This window comes from Shouchella phoenicis (assembly GCF_047238345.1).
Taxonomy (GTDB): domain Bacteria; phylum Bacillota; class Bacilli; order Bacillales; family Bacillaceae_D; genus Shouchella.
This window is the reverse complement of sequence record NZ_JBDFMQ010000001.1, coordinates 1,647,344-1,666,082: the sequence shown is the minus strand read 5'-3', so window position 1 is coordinate 1,666,082 and position 18,739 is coordinate 1,647,344. Positions and strand designations below refer to the sequence as shown.

Sequence of the window (18,739 nt, the reverse complement as noted above, 5' to 3'; positions counted from 1 at the left end):
TAAATTAAAACAGATAGACTATTCATGATGCACAATGAGAACGAAAGAGATGCTTCAAGTCTAACCGTATTCGGCTACTAAATCTGCGGTTCAAAACTTTCGTAGCGAATCTGACGATCTTCAACACCACAAGCTTTTAACGACGTATATACATCATGTATAAAAGGTTTGGACCCACCAATCATGATTTCTGGATCACTGAGCGGTGAAATGATTTCTGATACCGCCTCTTGATTAATCTTGCTTTTTCTAGTATATGTATCTGTTTTTAGAGGGCTTGTATAGAAAATATGCTGCTTAACTTCAGGATGTGTTTGCACGATATCTTCAACCTCTTCTTTAAAAACATGCGTTGTGCTATCCGTTGTTCCATAAACAAAATGAACCTCCCGTTTAGGCTGATCCGTTGTGACCGATTTTAGCATTGAAATCATTGGGGTAACACCTGACCCAGCACTTATAAATACCAGCGGTGTTTCAATCTCTTGATGATAACGAACCGTTCCCGCTGGTGCACTTACGTAAAGAGCATCTCCTACATTCACATGATGGTGCATGTACTGAGAAACAATGCCGTTAGGACCATCTGCTGGTTGCTCACGTTTCACACTAATTCGATACGCTCGCTGATCATTTTCATTTGATAGACTGTATTGACGAATGTGATCATAGCCATTTACGTGAACCTTCACGCTAACGTATTGACCAGGCAAAAACGTACGATTTTCAGCCTGTAAATAAAACGACGTCATGTCACTTGTTTCGCGTATGATTTTTGTGACTTTTAAGGGTAGAAAACCTGACCAGTTCGCTTCCTTTTCAAGTGCTGATTCGATCTCAATAAATTGTTGGGAAAGTATGCCATACACGTCTTCCCAAGCACGAATCACTTCTTTGTTCGCCCCTTCCCCGAGAACGTCCTTCATCGCAACGATCAAAAAATGACCAACAATCGGATAGTGCTCAGCTTTCACTCCAATACTACGGTGTTTATGGGCAATTTTCTCCACAGCTGGTGCGATATTTCCTAATTGCTCTATATGGCTTGCCGCTGCATGTAAAGCTTTTGCTAACGCTTCTTGCTGTGTAAAGCGCGCTTGATTAGCATGGTTAAAGACGTTCCATAATTCAGGGTGATTCGAAAATAATAGCTCGTAAAATCTCGTTGTTATGGTTAGGCCATGCTCTTCTAAAACAGGAACGGTCGCCTTAATTGTATTTATCGTTGTTTGACTTAACATGAGTAGCCTCCCTTTCCACTTTATTATAGAAGAAACTCCGGATTCTTCCATCGGACTAAAATCCGTCTTTACATTGTTTGTAAAGTATGCTGAATTCGCAGGGCTAGGCGTAAATGAAGGGTTGTATCTGGATCTTTTAAATTTTTTCCGAGTAGTTCTTCAATTTTCTCCAAACGATAAATAATCGTATTGCGGTGAACATAAAGTCGTTTTGCCGTTTCAGAGATTTGACAATGGGTTTCAAGGTAAACAGCTAAAGTCTGGATAAGACCCATCTCGTTTACGCTCGGTTCTGTTAATTTTTTTAAATTATAATCGCAGAACTCATTCAGGTCTTCTCTCGGAATCATACGCAATAACTTCACTAAATCTTTCGCTTGGTAGGTTTGGACAAATTGTCGATTTCCTGAAAGTCGTCCGGAATGAAGGGCGTTTGTTGCTTCTTGGTGGGCTTCTCGAACATCCCAGAACTGACGACACAGATGACTAACCCCAAATGAAATCGATCGTTTAAAATGGAGAAACACATGGTCTTGGATCATTTCGAGCGCAAAATCTACTGCTTGAAGGGAATCGCCAATCGTATCATCCTTTTCTCCTTCCAATAAAATAAAACAAATGTCTCCTTTTATAAACACATGGGATTGGAAAGGAAATATTGATAACTCTTCTTCAACAAAATCAAATACTTTTTCAATCTCAATATGATTCTCTTTAAATCCTAAACTAATTTCTTCTTGATCAAGCCTACCCGCCACACATTTGTACGGTCGATCGTTATACAGACCAAATTCTTGTGCCCGATTAATTGTCTCTTCTTTTGTCGCATACTGTCCGTTTATGTAATGGAGAAAAAATTCATTTTTTGCTCGGCGCGTATACTGTTTTAAGGCATTTTCTTTCATTAATTCAAACGCAATGACGTTGGTAGCTTGTTCAATGAGTAAATAGGCTTGTCGATCGTGAGACGGTAGCGAATTAAGAATAACGAGGATACTCTTTTTTGCTTTATCTGTGTACACGGGAAATGCTGTTACTGTTTTTGGTTGATTCATTAACAACGTAAAGCACGTATATGGACTTCCTGCCGGAAAAAAAGCATAGCCCATCCGATACAAATACTCCATGCCATTTCCAACGGGATTTGCTGTATTAGAAGCCGATAAAACTTGACAGCGCTCGTTCATAAGTAAAATCGGTGCTCCAACTAGCTGTGCTACATTTTCTAATAGATGTAGCAACCCTTTCCCACTCACAATATGCTCTGAAAATGCTCGGTGAGCGTCAAGAGCAGTCGTTAATTCATGGGTTCTTTGATCAAGAATTGTGCTTAATACTTGATTTGCCACGTAACTTAATCCCAATTGTTCAGGCAAAGCAATAATAGGAAAATCTATTTGTTCAGCATGAGCTAAGACACTTTTGGGGATTTGTCCAAGAAACCGTTCTTGTTTAATTCCTATTCCTGCACATCCTATCCGCTTCATTTCTTTAATCAAATCAAGTAATAGCTCTGGTTTCCCGACATAATGGTAAGCGGTCGTAACGAGTAAATCATCTTGCGTTAAGTAATGAATAATATCCGGTGCGTCCATCATCTTCACATTGCCAATTCGACGATCGATGCCCTTTTCACCAGCAATTATTCGAGCTTCTTTTAAATCTGATAACTGTAGAAATGCTGCAATATCCATCTAACCCCTCCATTTTAGACAATGTGCACAACAATTAAATCAAAAAACAATAAATCATCCAATGAAATCTGAATAGTTTAACCGTACACTTATTTTTACAGTTGTTCAATCAAAACATTTTGACAAAAGTGAGGGTATGACTATGAAAACTCAACAATCCCTAGCACCTATATCGTCCATTATTGAAGAATTAGCGAGTATAGGTAAAACAAAAGATGGTGGTGTCACTAGACTTTTATATACGCCTGTTTGGAATAAAGCCCAACAAACCATCCACAAGCTGTTTAAACAACACGGATTTGCTCCATTTTATGATGATATTGGGAATGTATACGGACGTGTAGAGGGGACAAATAAAGAGGAACCAGTTGTTTTAACAGGTTCACACATTGATACAGTTGTAAACGGCGGGAAATACGATGGTGCATATGGGGTACTCGCTAGTTTACTCGCTGTTTCTGAACTCGTTCACACACACGGTCAACCGAAACGAACCATTGATGTTGTTTCGTTTTGCGAAGAAGAAGGCAGTCGCTTTCCTTTAAATTTTTGGGGATCCGGTAATCTCACTGGCATTCATCAAGACAAGAACTATCGTGAAACAAAAGACACAAACGGCAAGTTTTTTTATGATGAAATGAACGAATTTGGATTCGGACTTGGGCATTATCAAAATCCGTTGCGTCAAGACTTAGGATACTTTGTAGAATTACATATTGAGCAAGGTTCAATCTTAGAGGATGCAGGAGAATCTCTTGGTATTGTAAAAGGGATTGTAGGCCAAAAACGATTTATTTTCACGGTAACAGGTGAAAGCAATCATGCTGGAACAACGCCAATGAATAAACGGCGAGATGCGATGGATACAGCTACAACACTTGTTCAAAAGTTGATTCAAGCTGGTCATTCGATGGATGAATCCTTTGTTGCAACGGTCGGCCAATTTAATGTTTTACCAAACACACCAAATGTCATTCCTGGTCAAATTACCTTTACGTTAGATATCCGCCATCCTCACTCAGAAACATTAAATGTTTATCATGAACGAATTTACTCGTTTGTTGATGAACTCGGCACATCTGACATCGCTGTGTCCGTTGAGCAATATTCAGATGTTGCGCCTGTTTCTATGTCAGAAAACTTGACTTCTCTTGCTTATGATTATGCACAGCAGTCCCAATTAAAGAGCCGCTATATGTATAGTGGCGCAGGGCACGATGCGCAAATTCTTGGCTCTGCTGTTCCTACATGTTTATTATTTGTTCCAAGTGTGAAAGGAATTAGTCATTCTCCATATGAATTTACAGAACAAGAAGATTTGCAAGTAGGTTTAGACGCTTTAAAACATGTTCTTTACCAACTTGCTTATCAATAAGGAGGAATCACTGTGAGCGACTTAGCTAAACGTACAATCATGACTCCCGGTCCTGTTGAGGCAGAGCCACGTGTCCTTCGTGCCATGAGCGCACCTATTTTAGGACAGTTTGATCCTGCTTTTACAGAGATGATGAATGAGACAATGGCGATGCTAAGAGATTTATTTCAAACAAAGAATCAATGGGCATTTCCTATTGATGGTACATCTCGTTCAGGGCTAGAGGCTGTGTTAACGAGCTTAATTGAACCAGGAGATCGCGTGTTTATCCCGATTTACGGTAGATTTGGTCATTTATTAGTAGAAATTTGCGAAAGGCTTGACGCAGACGTTCATTCGATTGAATGCGAATGGGGAACGATTTTTTCTGAAGAAGAAATAATCGCTGAAATCAACGCCGTGAACCCTAAAATTGTTGCGTGTGTGCACGGTGAAACGTCTACTGGCTGCATGATGCCGTTACAAAACATCGGAAAAACGTGTCGTGAGAAGGACATTTTATTTGTAGTAGACGCTGTAGCTACGATTGGCGGTGTCGACGTTAACGTTGATGATTGGTATATTGATGCTGCGATTGGCGGAACGCAAAAATGCTTATCAATTCCAGCTGGAATGGCTCCCATTACGTATAATGAAAGAGCTGAAGCTGTCATTAATCGACGTAAAAAAGTTGAACGTGGCATCGCTACTGAATACGATCAATCTAAACCTTATTCAGGATCCGTTATTCGAAGCAATTATTTTGATTTAAGTCAACTTCAAGATTACTGGAGTCCTAGACGCCTCAACCATCATACAGAAGCAACTTCTATGATTTATGGGTTACATGAAGGGTTGCGCCTTTTACTAGAAGAAGGTCTAGCAGAGCGTTTTAACCGCCACATGTATCATGAAAAGGCACTAATTGCCGGTATTCAAGCAATGGGACTACAATTGTATGCAGACCATGAGAATAAACTGCCTGTTGTTACTTGCATTTCAGTCCCTCCTGGCGTTAATGCTGATGAAATTAGAGCATTTATGTTGACCCATTTTGGTGTTGAAATTGCGAGTTCGTTCGGTCCTTTACACGGTAAAATTTGGCGCATTGGTTCTATGGGCTACAGTTGCCGTAAAGAAAACGTCTTATTTGTGCTTGCCGCACTTGAAGCGGCTTTACTTTACAAAGGCGCATCGGTTCAAACAGGTAGAGCGATTCAAGCAGCACTTGCATACTACGAATCGAAATCGGTTCCCATGGAGATATAGCCACAAAAAGAGCGCTAAATCAGTATTCAATTTACTGTTTAGCGCTCCACTTATTATGGTTATAAGCGGTCTTCTACAATTTCGTTAAAAATTTCCCCTTCCCCATTTTCATTAATTGAAATAATCTTCAAGCGTTCCTCGTCTTTGACGAGCACGGATTTGTATTGAGGACCTTCTTCATTCGTGTAATAAAGAATGACCCGACTGCCACCTCGATCATTTGTCAGTTCGACCCGAGTAATTGAATCCTCGATCTCCTCTAAAACAAGCGGTACTTCTGTCCATGAATCCTTTACCCCATCAATAGAGGCTTCGTTCGAATCATGATTTTCACTACTCGTTTCATCACTCGTTTGACCAGACTCTCCTTCTTCTGCTGGTTCATTCCCACCATTGTTGCATGCTGATAGGAGTATTGTCGTTAGTAAAACTAGACTAAACATTGACCATTTTTTCATACTGTCTCATTCCCTTTCTTCTATGTCCACCTTTACGATACCCAATTATGCTCCCATTAAACATTTACATGCAAGTGATTTTTGAACCTAAAAAGACAAATGAGCCATCAATGGCTCATTTGTCTTTAAGCGTACGAAGCTAATTATTTCTTATTCTCGTCTAACTGTTGTTTGAATTCTTTAAAGCCTTGAGCGACTCTTTCGTCGTTTTTCGTTAGCTTACTTACAACAAAAATCATAATGGTCGCTATAATAAAACCTGGAAGAAGTTCATATACACGTTCATTCATACCAAGCACTTGATAAAGACTTGTGTTGGCCCAAACAATAACAACAATTGCACCAGACAACATTCCGGCAAGTGCGCCCCATCTCGTCATGCCTCTCCAGTACAAGCTGATTAGCATAACTGGACCGAATGCAGCACCAAAACCTGCCCAAGCATAACTAACTAGTTCAAGAATCGAACTATCCGGATTCCAAGACAACGCTAAGGCAATTAGCGCAACAACAAGCACCGCTGCTCGACCTAGAAAAACTAACTCTCGATCTCCAGGTTTACGCTTAAGAAATGTCTTATATAAGTCTTCAGTTAGTGAACTAGATGTTACAAGTAGTTGAGAAGATATTGTACTCATAACAGCCGCCAAAATTGCACTAAAGATAATGCCGATAACGAACGGATGAAATAACATCTCACCTAAAACCACAAATACGGTTTCATGTTGACTGTCGTTATCTGGATTTAAGAAGACCCCTTCGTTACTCAAATATGCTCGGCCAACGAGACCTGTAAACATAGCACCAATTATCGAGATAATCATCCATGCCATCCCAATTCTTCTAGCCGGCTTCGCTTCTCGCGCCGTACGCAGCGCCATAAAACGAACAATAATGTGTGGTTGACCAAAGTAGCCTAGGCCCCATGCTAATGAGCCAATAATCGTTATCACTGTAACTCCGCGAAAAATATCTAATAGCTGTGGGTCAATAGTTCGAATTTGATCAAATGACGAAGACACTCCGCCTACTTCTGCTAAAGCAAAAATCGGCACAATGAGCAATGCAAGCATCATAACGCCACCTTGGACGACGTCTGTCCAGCTTACTGCTAAAAAACCACCAAACAGTGTATAAAGAATGGTAACCCCTGCGACAATTAACAAACTCGTATGATAATCAATGCCTAATAACGAATCAAAAACCCTTCCTCCTGATACCATTCCTGAAGACACATAAATCGTAAAGAAGAAAATAATAATGATCCCAGATAAAATACGTAAAAGTTTAGTCGAATCAATAAAGCGATTTTCTAAAAAGGATGGAATCGTAATAGAGTCATTTGCTGTTTCCGTATACGTTCTTAACCGAGGGGCTAAGAAAATCCAATTTAAATAAGCGCCAATAATAAGTCCGAGCGCTAACCAACCAGCACCGAGTCCTGTTAAATACATAGAACCAGGTAAAGCAAGCATAAGCCATCCACTCATGTCTGATGCTCCAGCACTTAGTGCAGCGACAGTCGGTGAAAGTCCCCTTCCACCAAGAGTGTAGTCAGAGTGACTAGCCGTTTTTTTATAACCATACCAGCCAATCATGACCATAATTAATAAATAAATAATAATGGCTGCAATAATTTGCGTTGACATATGAATTAACATCCTTCCTGTACCAAAAGAAACTACCTAAATCCGGCAAGTTTTTGCGATTTCTTTGTAAATGAGCGAATCAACCTCTAGATTCTACAAAGATTCATTCATGCGGGTCTGTTCATACAATTGTTTTTAGCACTGCATTATCATAGCATTTCTTCTGAATAAAAATCGACCGCAACTATTAAACTTTAAATTGTATAACAATTACTCACTCACCCTTACACCTCCTCAGCTCTTTCATTCTAGTAAAAGATCCCTTTTCCTCTTATTTTCAACTGATTTGAATCCTTTCCATAAGTATTTTAATATGCTTGCTCATGTTAAGAATATTTTTATTATGATACTATGACAGTAAGATCTTTATTTCATAGGCAGTAACTGGTGCAAAAACAATCTTTGGTATTAGAAGAAAGATTACGATCTATTCGGAAAATGAGACTTGTATTAGCAAGTCTGACGCACGCTACATTACTACCACGTCTTACTTACAATAATACTCAATTTCGATCTATATAAAATCCCACCAACTAACAAATAAATCATATTAAAATTTTTAATAAAAATAAGAACCTATCATTACTGAATAGGTTCTTGTTTTATTAAGTCGTTGGCAGATAAGAAGTATTTTGGTCTTTTATTAAAACCAATGCATAATAAACTTACTCACAAGCTGTCTTTGAAACAATAAACTCTTCTCGGCCTTCCTCGTCTTCCAGATTGCTCTTCTCCGACTTGACGAATGACGTTCCCTTTCTCCAACTCAAATAAAATTCGCCGCGCATGTCGCTCGGTTCCTTCCAACCAAATTGCCACGTCTTGTGAAGAAAAATAGGATTGCTTTTGTTGTGCTACTTTTGCGTAAATACGTGCAATGATGGCTGGTCCAACTGCTACATTTGTAGAATGGTCTCCTAAAAAAACTTGGCGATATTGAAATGGTTCTTCATTTCGCTTTGCTTCAGAAACGTTGTTCTCCTCATCCACGAGCACAATCATTTGTTCTCTTGCTTGCTTACTAAAATCGAGCGCACTTTGAACATGTTTGGACGCTGCCAGCGCTGTCCTACCGTAACCAATTCCTAAATAAATAGTCAGATTTGTACTCGTTTTTACGTCATCAATGACTTCATAAGGCCAGCTTTGCGCTTCAATTTCTCCCCTTGTTGTAAAAATTTCAAAATAACCGTTCCCAATTTCTATAAACGATCCTTGTAGCGATTCAGCGTATTCTAATAGCCTCTTTCTAATAACTAGTTCTTGGTGCTTTCGCTTATAGGAATAGACCATCTCTTTCTGTTCCGTTTGTGAGAACGGAATAAGCGCTCCAACAACGCCGATTTGAGCTTTTTTATAATAAAGAGAGTTCATACGATCTTGTATTCGCGCTAAAATATTGCGTGTTACTGGCTCCGCTGGTTGCACACGGTAACAAGGGATCCCAAGTTTTATTAGTGCCTGGTAAACGCCTCTTAAACAAGTTAATGCCAAAGCAGTTTTTCCTGATTGAAATGCTTGTTTGTGAAACGCAATCAGTTTTTCTTCTTCAACGTAATCAGGATAATCAAACAGGTGTATGGTTAAATGGGCTAAGGAAAATTCATTAATAAGCCAGTCGGTATATTGAGGGGAAATCGTATCTAAACTTACATCTAATTTTTTTTGGTCTGTGTGGTAGAATGCCTCTAAAAATGTTCCTAATAGGCTTGAACCCTCAAGAGGAACAAACCAAGATTGATCTTTTGAGACAATACCCATTTCCGTGCAGAGTGAGTACGGAGCTTGACCGGTGAAAAGCCATTGATCAACCTGTTGGGTAGTTTGTTTAATTTTGGAAGGAGCTTGTTCAACATTTTCATAAATAATCGGAATCGCTTTGAATGAAGGATACTCTTCGACCACCTTGGTAAGTGTTCCAACAGAATCTTCCGGTCCAACGACGCCTAAGTTAATCGTCATCATTTCCCTCTTTTCATATGTGAATAACTATCATTTTTACGTGAGTCAATTTGCGTACGCTTTCACACAGGCAAAAGGCGACATCCGTTTGCGCTGCACGATTCCTTGCGCTCATGATATCTTCTTTGCTAGAACACAGCCTCCGCCATTCAGCAAAGAACGCTCCATTGTCTTCGAACACGCACTGTTCCCGCAGAAGTCGTCGCCGTTTAATTGACTTTAGTAAAAAAAGAGCTAGCGTTATGTTTTCTAACACTTGAAGCTCTTTTTTCGAACATAATCTAGTTATGAACAACGATATGTGCAAGTGCGCTTACGGCAACATAAAGCGCGCCTTCTTCAAAATCAAACTGTTTATGATGATGCCCTGCTGCTAACTGGCTACCAAAAATCATATAGCTAGCTAGACCACCTTGGTCTTGGACGTGACGCATCATATAGGTTACGTCTTCAGATCCGTTTAGCGCCATCGTTTCTTTTACAGTTTGAACATAGCGACTCGAACTTGTGACTACTGGAATTTTTTCAATAAAGTAAGGGTCTGTCTCTGCAGCGAGTCCTTCACCAACAATTTGATAGTCTAAAGTCACATCGTGCATATGTGCAGCGCCCTCTAGCCGTCGAATTGCCTCGGTTTTCATGTAGGCATTTTCATTTGTAGACTCGCCTCGGGTTTCTAATTGTAAAATTGCGTCTCCTGGAACAATATTACGACCATTACCCGCTTCAAAACGCCCAACATTTATACGCGTCTCGCCGTCACTATGAGGAGAAATGCCGTGCAAATTTAATACAGCTGTGGAAGCAGCAAGCATTGCATTTTTTCCTTTATGGGGTTCCATTCCAGCATGAGCTGTTGTTCCCGTAAATGTTGCATCTATTTTTGTTGTCGCCAAAATAGTCGTTGCACCAGAAACAAGCGTCCCTACAGGCTGGGACCGAATCCCTAAGTGACCACTAAGAAAATAATCAACACCGTCAAGCCAGCCTTTTTCTACGATCGACTTCGCTCCTCGGCTTCCTTCTTCAGCTGGCTGAAAAATTAACGTGTACGTACCTGATAACTGGTCTTTCCATGTAGCTAAAAAGTGTGCCATTGCCAGACCAATTGCTGTGTGACCATCGTGACCACACGCGTGCATCATGCCATCATGATGGGATCGAAATCCTGCTTTAGCAGGTAGATGGTCTTCCGTTGTGTCCTCTTCTATTGGCAATGCATCAATATCAAACCTCATGGCCGTGTGGCTACCAGGTCTTCCGGTCTCGAGAACAGCTACAACTCCAGTAAAGCCACCTTTCATTTCCTCCATTAATGTATGCGGAACGCCATGTTCGAGCGCCCGTTGTTCGTGTTTTCGTAATTCATCTGCATGAGGAACACCAAACCGTGCCCCATCATCCATTACCGAACGACCAGTGTGGAGAGTGAAATTAAGAGGTTCGAGTTGTTGGATAATGTAATGCGTTGTTTCATATTCGCAAAATCCCACCTCAGCAATTTGATGCAGCTCGCGACGCCACGCTTGAATTGTCTCTTCTTGTTCTGATATCCAGTCATCAATTTGAGTCTCCATGTTTTAATTCCCCTCTTTATTTACTTGCTGTAATGCCGTCACAGCAGTTGTTGCCATTATGTTGACGCCGTAAACAAGGGCCTCTTCATCAATGCCAAATGTTGAGTCATGTAGTGGACTTTGAACAGGTCGTTCTTTTATGGCGGTTCCTAACCAAAAGTAAGCACCAGGATAGTGTTGTAGAAATCGGCCAAAATCTTCACCAGCTAAACTTGGGTTCACGACAGGAGCCCCGCGCTCTCCAAATAATGTGCGCGCTTGCTGTTTTACATGCTCTGCCCATTTTTCAGTGTTCAGCGTTGCAACATATCCTTTTTGATAATGAACCGTGGCACTTGCACCCATTGCTCCTGCTACTTGATTCGCCAGTTGGATTAAGCGTTTTTCAACCTGCTCCCGTACGTCTAACGAAAACGTTCGTACTGTTCCTTCAAGGGTGACTTCACTTGCGACAACATTGTAGCGGTCTCCTCCTGAAATTTTTCCAACTGTAATGACTGCCGAGTCAAGCGGATCAACGTTACGGCTCACAATGGTTTGTAAACTCGACATCAGTTGATTTGCTACTACAATCGCATCAACTGCTTGGTGAGGCATACTAGCATGGCCTGCTCTTCCATTAACAACGATGGAGAAACGATCGGAATTCCCCATCATTGCCCCTGCTCGAACGCCTATTTGTCCGACTGGTAAGTCTGGCCACACATGTTGACCAAAGACCACATCAGGCTCGTTTTCTAAGAAAGTTGGATCTTCCATCATTGCCTGTGCACCACCAATTGGTGCATCTTCTTCAGCAGGCTGAAATAAAAGCAGAACGGTCCCAGCAATCTCATTTCTTCTTTTCTGAAGCGCAACACCAGCTCCGAGCAGCATCGCTGTATGTGCATCATGACCACATGCATGCATGATTCGTTCTTTCGTTGAACGATAAGGCACGTCATTTTTTTCCTCGATCGGCAACGCATCCATATCTGCGCGTAGAGCAACTATTTTACCTGGCTGCTCCCCCTTAATCATGCCAATGACGCCATAGCTTTTCTGCATCTTTTCATACGCAATGCCTGCTTCATCTAACGTTTCGCATACAAATTGCTGAGTTTGTCGTTCTTCATGACTTAATTCAGGGTTTTGATGAAGATGTCGTCTCCACTTAATGACGTGATCATGATTGCTTGTTGCTTCTTTAAAAAACATGTTACCCTCTCCCTTTTTGTTCCATTAGCCTTTGTAGTCTGTTACGCCAGGTCCAATTGGCAACTCAAATCCTGTCCAGATTAAAAATAAAACAATCCATAATGCTAGAATAACGAGCGTATAGGGGAGCATTATAGAGAACAAGGTGCCAAATCCAGCTCGTGAATCGTATTTTTTCATAAACGCTAAAACCATCGGAACATATGGATTCATTGGTGTAATTACACTTGTTGATGAGTCACCAATCCGGTACGCTAACTGCACGAGCGCAGGATGATAGTCAAGCAACATAAACAACGGTATAAATACTGGAGCCATTAATGCCCACTGGGCAGACCCACTAAAGATAAACAAGTTTAATAGTGTCGTTAAAAAGATAAAAGCGACAATAACACCCATTCCTGTCATGTTCACACTTTCTAAAAACTCTGCACCGCTTACTGCAATCCATACACCGATATTACTCCAGTCAAAGTATGCAATAAATTGCGCAGCCGCAAAGATTAAAACTATATAACCCGCCATACTTTTAATCGCTTCGGCCATCATTTCCGGAACATCGCGGGTTGATTTAATGACACCAGCAGCAACACCGTACGCAATCGATACAGTTAAAAATAAAAATAATATAATTGGTACAATATTACTAATAAATGGAGAAGGAACAATACTCCCACCTTCACCTCGTAAAATTCCACTCTCAGGAACAATAAAAAACGAAATGATGACGAAATACACGAATCCAGCAGCTAAAGAAATAAGTAATGCTTTGCTTTCTTTAGGTCCAACCGTATCCAGTTCTTGCTCCACATACTCTTTCGCACCATATTTAGGGTTAAATTTGCCTAAGCGTGGCTCAATGACTCGTTCCGTAATAACTGTACATATGATAATAAGCATAATAGAAGAGGCAACCATGAAGTAATAGTTGTCGGTCATATGGACAACCATACCAGGTTCCATCGTTTGTACCACTTCTGTCGAAATACCTGAAAGGAGAACATCCGTCCCCGCAGGAATGAAATTCGCTGTGAAACCTGCCCCTACACCTGCAAATCCAGCAGCCATTCCAGCAAGTGGATGACGGCCAAGCGCATAGAAAATCATAGCTCCAAGTGGCGGAATCAGAACGTACGCTGCATCTGACGCAATATTTCCGACGATACCAGTCGTAACAATTGCAATCGTCACTAGCTTTGTTGGCGCTCTCAAAATCGTACTTTTAATAAAGGTTTCAACTAGTCCAACTTGCTGAGCTAAACCAATCCCAAGCATCATCGTTAAGACAAGCCCAAGTGGCGTAAAGCCGATAAAATTGGAAATCATTGAATCAAGTATGTACATAAACCCTTCAGCTGAAACCAAGCTTCGAACGGCTGTCTCTTCGCCAGTGCCTGGATGTGTAAACGAAACGCCTAAACTTGCAATAATGGCTGAGAATACAATTACAGCAATCGCTAAATATAAGAATAACATAAACGGATGCGGTAATTTGTTTCCGACACGTTCCACAGTATCGAGGATCCGTGTACCCATTTTCTTGTTTTGTCTTAAATCATTCATTCTTTCCACCACCATTTTCGGACATGTCTCTTAATATTCCTTAAAATATAAGAATGAAAAGAATATAGCATTTTTTCGTATGCTTGTCTTTAAAAAATGAGAAAATCTATCAAACAAATATAAATAGACTAGCGATTCACATAAAATCGCTAGCCTCACGTCCGTCTATGAAAATTGCATTTCTTTAAAAATATGATGTAGCGCGAGTCTAGCTGCACCAAGAGAAGGTCCTTTTTCTTTCCAATATGATTTCTCTAAACAGATCGAAATCGTTGTTGTTTTTTCTAACTCGTCTAGCACGTGTAACATATATGCAAAAAATGACTGTTGTTCAGCGACCCAACCATTTACCAACACTTTTTCTGGTTTAAGCAATAAAGCATAATTACTTAAGAGAATCACAATGTCTTCAGCCATTCGCTTTGCTTCAGTAAAAAAAGGGTCTTCCTTTTGTTGAAACGCTAGATGAAAAAAACGATTAATAATCGCATAATGATCCGTTACTTCATGAAAGGTTTCTGGATGTCGATCTTTTATCCCTTTTGCAAGGTTGTAAATCGAATACACATTTAATGGATGAAAAACCGTTTGCTCCTGATCGAACGTTCTTGCTGTAATCGAATTCCCTGTATGACCGGTATCATAAATTTCATTTCTTAAGATTACCCCTGTACCAACACCTCGACTAAGCAACGTATATACTAAGCTATGGCTGCCCACTGCATTGCCACTGCACTGCTCTGCAAAAGCAGCAGCATTTACGTCATTAACGAGGTGAATGGGCACTTGAAAAGCTTCTTCTACAAGCGCATGTAATGGATAGTTTCGGACATTTAAATTATAGGAAAAAACAATCTTCTTTCGATCTTCATCAAGAATCCCGGGTAACGAGATCCCAATTCCTTTTACTTCTTCATGAAGAATTTTTTGCTTATTCAAAAAGCTTTTCAATAAATTCGGTAACTCTGATAAATTCACGTCTGTTAATTCGTCCATTTTTTCGGTAACGAGTAACTCCCCACGAAGATTAAGCAACGTTAATTCTGTTGCAAAACTAAGGTCGACGCCAATGACAAACCCACCACGTGCATTAATTTCTAAAAGTGTTGCTTTTCTTCCTACTCCTTCACCGACCGATCCTGTTTCGATTACCACACCATCGTGTAAACTCTCTTCAATTAAAGAAGAGACAGTCGTTGGACTCAGGCCTGTTTTTTGAACCAAATCCGTTCTAGATATCGGCGCATAATGATTAATAAGATTCAATAGCTTGGATTTATTAAACTGCTTTAACAATTTTTGATTGCCCTGTCTTGCTTGCATCTGGAATCCACTCCAATCCCTACCTGCTTAACTGTATTCGAGCGCAAAAGCCTCCATACTCGATTCACCAGTGGAACAGATAAGTAAAACCGTCTGTTCAGCAGGAATCACATCACAATCATATGGATCACGTAGTACGAGCACGATACAGTCTTTATCATTTAACCGACGTACTAACGCTTGTTGCTCTGTGAACAAATGGGCGTTAATGGTACCGATGATCACAACATCTTTATCGTCGACTTGTTGCCTTAATTCCGCTATTTCTTTTTCCGTTGGTTTTAATGATATCGAAAAGGTGTCTACTTGTAAATTGACAAGTTTAGATGCAAGTGGGACTTCCTTTCCATCTGTCGAATCCGCTGGTGTTAAAGCTTCAAGCTTTGGCAAAATAAGCGCATACGACTTTGTTTTATCGAGGGGAAGCAATTGTTTGGGATCACGCTCCAAATGCAAGCATTGCTTGGCAAGGTGTAAAGCGTTTTGCGCCCACTGTCTCTCTGGTATAACCGTAGCATTTGTTCGGTATTGCGTTACGGCTTTTTTTAATTGGGTCAATCGTTTAATTGATTCATCAATTCGGCTTTCAGCTATTCTTCCTGTTTCAACTGCTGTAACAAGTCCGTCAAAAACTTCTTGCTGCAGCTCAGGAGAATGGCAGATTAATAATTGGTCAACCCCTGCCTCCACTGCAAGTACGCCGATTTCTTTCGCTGGAAAATGATCTTTAATGGCACGCATTTCCATATCATCGGTGCAAATTACCCCTTTGAATCCTAATTTTTCACGGAGAATTTCGGTCATCCAGTAATGCGACATCGTTGCTGGGAGTCCGTTAGATTGTTCAACTTGGTCATAAATCACGTGATTCACCATGATCGCATCAACCCCTTCTCGAATTGCACGTTCGAAGGGAGGAATAAGTTTTTCAAAGATCTCGCTTTCACTTAAACTACATGTGACAGAGCCTAAATGTGAGTCTGCTTCTGTTTCTCCATGTCCCGGAAAATGTTTCGCTGTCGCCGCCACACCGGCATCATGCAATCCATGTATGTACTTGGCTCCGTAATCACTAACTAGCGTAGGGTCTTCACCATAACTTCTAACGCCGATGACCGAATTTTTTCGATTGGTGTTTACATCTAATATAGGAGCCCAATCGACCGCTACCCCGTATGTTGCCATCATACTACCAAGCAATTTTCCATTGTCATACGCTAATTGTGGATTATGTTTTAATCCGAGCGCTCGATTACCTGGAACGGAAGGAAAAAAGCGATCAAGCGTTGATAATGTCCCACCCTCTTCATCTAAAGCCATTAGAAAAGGGCTTTCGTAACCTTTCTTTTCGTTAAAATCTTGTACATCTTTAAACAATGAAAGGAGCTGTTCTTTGCTTTCAATATTGTAAGGATAAATGCTCATACCGCCAAACGGTAACGCGGCAAAGCGCTGATGAAACTGATTATCCACAACATTGCTAGGTGCCCCCATTGAAAAAAGCATCCCTACTTTTTCATGAATCGTCAGCTGTTTTTCTACTCTCATTCCCATCGTTCTATCCCTCTTTTCTTTGTGACCTTACGTTTTAATTGCACCTGAAACTAAACCAGATATAATTTGTTTCTGGAAGAAAATAAAGATGATAAACACAGGTAGCAACGACACAACAGACGCTGCCATTAAATGACCCCAGTTGGTATTATTTAGAAAGCTAAACTCTGCCAACCCTAATGGAATTGTCCTCATTTCAGGTGAAGTGGTTAAAATAAGCGGCGATAAAAAATCGTTCCACGAATTTAAAAAGGTCATAATGACAAGAACCGCAACGATTGGTCTAGCTAACGGAAAAATAATTTGCCAGACGATTCGAAACTCTGATGCTCCATCGACTTTTGCTGCGTAAATTAATTCATCCGGCAAGCCCGAAATATATTGCCGCATTAAGAAAATACCAAATGGTGTAACAAGAGTAGGAACAATTAATGCCTGATACGTATCAATCCAACCGATATTTTGCATAAGTTGAAACACGGGAATCATTGTTACTTGGAAAGGAATCATAAAACTCGTCAAGACAAGAATAAAGATCATATTTTTTCCTGGGAAGGTCATTTTTGCAAACGTATAGCCGACCATCGTACAGAAAAAAACATTTCCAATCACAATAGATGTTGATACAAATAAACTATTCCCTAAATACCGAGCAAAATTTCCGTTCGACAGAACCGTAATGTAATTATCAAATGATGGATTTCTTGGAATGATGTCTGTTAACGTCCGCAAGACGACCCCATCGGTTTTGATTGAAATACTCACCATATATAAGAATGGTATGAGCATGACACTTAACGGTATGAGTAAAAGAAAGAATAAACCAATTTCCCGAGGCTTATAATCGAACCATTTTCGTTTCGGCTTCTTATTTGGGCCTAACGGCGTCGCGCTATCGTTCATTAAGAGCGGCGCTTTTGGCTGGTGAGATGGTTGATTCATCAGTCTCCAACCCCCTTATTAATGCCCATGACTTTTAACATCAGCAGCGAGATGCCCATGATAATCACAAACAGAACATATGCAGTTGCAGATGCAGGACCAAACTGAAATTGTTTAAATGCTTCTTCGTACAAATAGAATACGATGGTTGTGGTCGCATTTAACGGTCCCCCACTTGTTAGCGTATATACTTCTGGGAAAACTTGAAACGTATTAATCGTGTTAATAACAATGACAACAATGGCAATTTGGCGAATATGAGGCATCGTCACATGCCAAAATTGTTTAAACCGCGACGCCCCATCGACCGTAGCAGCTTCATATAAATCTTTCGGAATTGATTGTAATCCAGCTAGAAAAATCAACATATAAAACCCACACGACATCCAAACCGATAGGCCCATTAATGAAGCAAGAGCCGTTCTCGTATCCATTAGCCAGTTCATTGTCGGCAAATTAAAGAGGTTTAAGATCATATTTAAAAAACCTGATGGCGAATACATAAAATTAAACATCATTGATACAACAATAATAGACGTTACGGTCGGCAAGAAAAACCCAACTCGAAAGAAATTTTTAAACGGGATCCTTTGATTAACAGCTAACGCTAAAATTAAAGCAATTGACACTGTAAATGGGATCGTGCCCACAACATAGATGAATGTATTGAGTAGCGCTCGTCCAAATACTGGGTCCTGAAACAAACTCGTATAGTTTTCTAGCCCGACAAACTCCATCTCTCCACGTAAAATTTGTACATCATGAAAGCTATAGATAAACGATTGAATCAACGGATATACGCTAAATACAGCAAACAATAAAAACCACGGGAGCAAAAAGATATAAGCCATCTTACTTTGCTTCATCGCTGTCCAAGTCGACACCGTCACACCTCCACATTAAAAAGGATATCCCCCGCTTTCACGAGGGATTTTCACTTGTCGCAAACGTTCATA

14 protein-coding genes are annotated in these 18,739 nt (G+C 40.4%); 2 read left to right on the top strand and 12 right to left on the bottom strand.

The genetic code is table 11. The features are described from left to right. Positions 1 to 77: 77 nt before the first annotated feature. Together ABC361_RS09075 and ABC361_RS09070 are read right to left on the bottom strand one after the other, a co-directional pair. Positions 78 to 1,241 (bottom strand): globin domain-containing protein, encoded by a 1,164-nt coding sequence (locus tag ABC361_RS09075; protein WP_413073676.1) that lies wholly within the window; start codon positions 1,239 to 1,241, stop codon positions 78 to 80. A gap of 68 nt (positions 1,242 to 1,309) precedes the next feature. Continuing rightward, entirely contained in the window at positions 1,310 to 2,935 is a 1,626-nt protein-coding gene (locus ABC361_RS09070) for a PucR family transcriptional regulator (RefSeq protein ID WP_413073675.1), read from the bottom strand. Between the two features lie 142 nt (positions 2,936 to 3,077). Here ABC361_RS09070 and ABC361_RS09065 point away from each other — a divergent pair, with 142 nt between their 5' ends. Together ABC361_RS09065 and ABC361_RS09060 are read left to right on the top strand one after the other, a co-directional pair. After that, positions 3,078 to 4,310, top strand: a complete 1,233-nt coding sequence (locus tag ABC361_RS09065) for a M20 family metallo-hydrolase (RefSeq protein ID WP_413073674.1) — start codon at positions 3,078 to 3,080, stop codon at positions 4,308 to 4,310. A 39-nt stretch (positions 4,311 to 4,349) separates the two neighbouring features. Then, positions 4,350 to 5,558, top strand: coding sequence for a pyridoxal-phosphate-dependent aminotransferase family protein (locus tag ABC361_RS09060; protein WP_413075745.1), 1,209 nt, complete (start codon positions 4,350 to 4,352; stop codon positions 5,556 to 5,558). A gap of 59 nt (positions 5,559 to 5,617) precedes the next feature. Here the strand turns inward: ABC361_RS09060 and ABC361_RS09055 are convergent, their stop codons facing one another. From ABC361_RS09055 to ABC361_RS09010, 10 genes are all read right to left on the bottom strand, one after another. Further along, positions 5,618 to 6,016, bottom strand: a complete 399-nt coding sequence (locus ABC361_RS09055; protein ID WP_413073673.1) for a hypothetical protein — start codon at positions 6,014 to 6,016, stop codon at positions 5,618 to 5,620. 143 nt (positions 6,017 to 6,159) lie between these two features. After that, positions 6,160 to 7,665, bottom strand: coding sequence for a sodium/proline symporter PutP (gene putP / locus ABC361_RS09050; protein WP_413073672.1), 1,506 nt, complete (start codon positions 7,663 to 7,665; stop codon positions 6,160 to 6,162). 669 nt (positions 7,666 to 8,334) lie between these two features. After that, positions 8,335 to 9,627, bottom strand: coding sequence for a hypothetical protein (locus ABC361_RS09045; RefSeq protein ID WP_413073671.1), 1,293 nt, complete (start codon positions 9,625 to 9,627; stop codon positions 8,335 to 8,337). Positions 9,628 to 9,908: 281 nt separating this feature from the next. After that, positions 9,909 to 11,204: an amidohydrolase gene (locus tag ABC361_RS09040; protein WP_413073670.1), complete on the bottom strand. Its 1,296-nt coding sequence runs from the start codon at positions 11,202 to 11,204 to the stop codon at positions 9,909 to 9,911. 3 nt (positions 11,205 to 11,207) lie between these two features. Beyond that, positions 11,208 to 12,401 (bottom strand): M20 metallopeptidase family protein, encoded by a 1,194-nt coding sequence (locus ABC361_RS09035; protein WP_413073669.1) that lies wholly within the window; start codon positions 12,399 to 12,401, stop codon positions 11,208 to 11,210. A gap of 24 nt (positions 12,402 to 12,425) precedes the next feature. After that, complete coding sequence (locus tag ABC361_RS09030) at positions 12,426 to 13,964, bottom strand: AbgT family transporter (protein ID WP_413073668.1); 1,539 nt, start codon at positions 13,962 to 13,964, stop codon at positions 12,426 to 12,428. A 165-nt stretch (positions 13,965 to 14,129) separates the two neighbouring features. Further along, positions 14,130 to 15,287 carry an ROK family protein gene (locus ABC361_RS09025; protein ID WP_413073667.1) on the bottom strand — a complete coding sequence of 386 codons (1,158 nt, stop codon included), beginning with the start codon at positions 15,285 to 15,287 and terminating at the stop codon, positions 14,130 to 14,132. Between the two features lie 27 nt (positions 15,288 to 15,314). Continuing rightward, entirely contained in the window at positions 15,315 to 16,841 is a 1,527-nt protein-coding gene (nagZ, locus tag ABC361_RS09020) for a beta-N-acetylhexosaminidase (protein WP_413073666.1), read from the bottom strand. A 27-nt stretch (positions 16,842 to 16,868) separates the two neighbouring features. Continuing rightward, positions 16,869 to 17,783, bottom strand: a complete 915-nt coding sequence (locus ABC361_RS09015; protein WP_413073665.1) for a carbohydrate ABC transporter permease — start codon at positions 17,781 to 17,783, stop codon at positions 16,869 to 16,871. Further along, positions 17,783 to 18,667: a carbohydrate ABC transporter permease gene (locus ABC361_RS09010; protein WP_099300597.1), complete on the bottom strand. Its 885-nt coding sequence runs from the start codon at positions 18,665 to 18,667 to the stop codon at positions 17,783 to 17,785. The genes ABC361_RS09015 and ABC361_RS09010 overlap by 1 nt, the downstream gene beginning before the upstream one ends. Between the last annotated feature and the right edge of the window lie 72 nt (positions 18,668 to 18,739).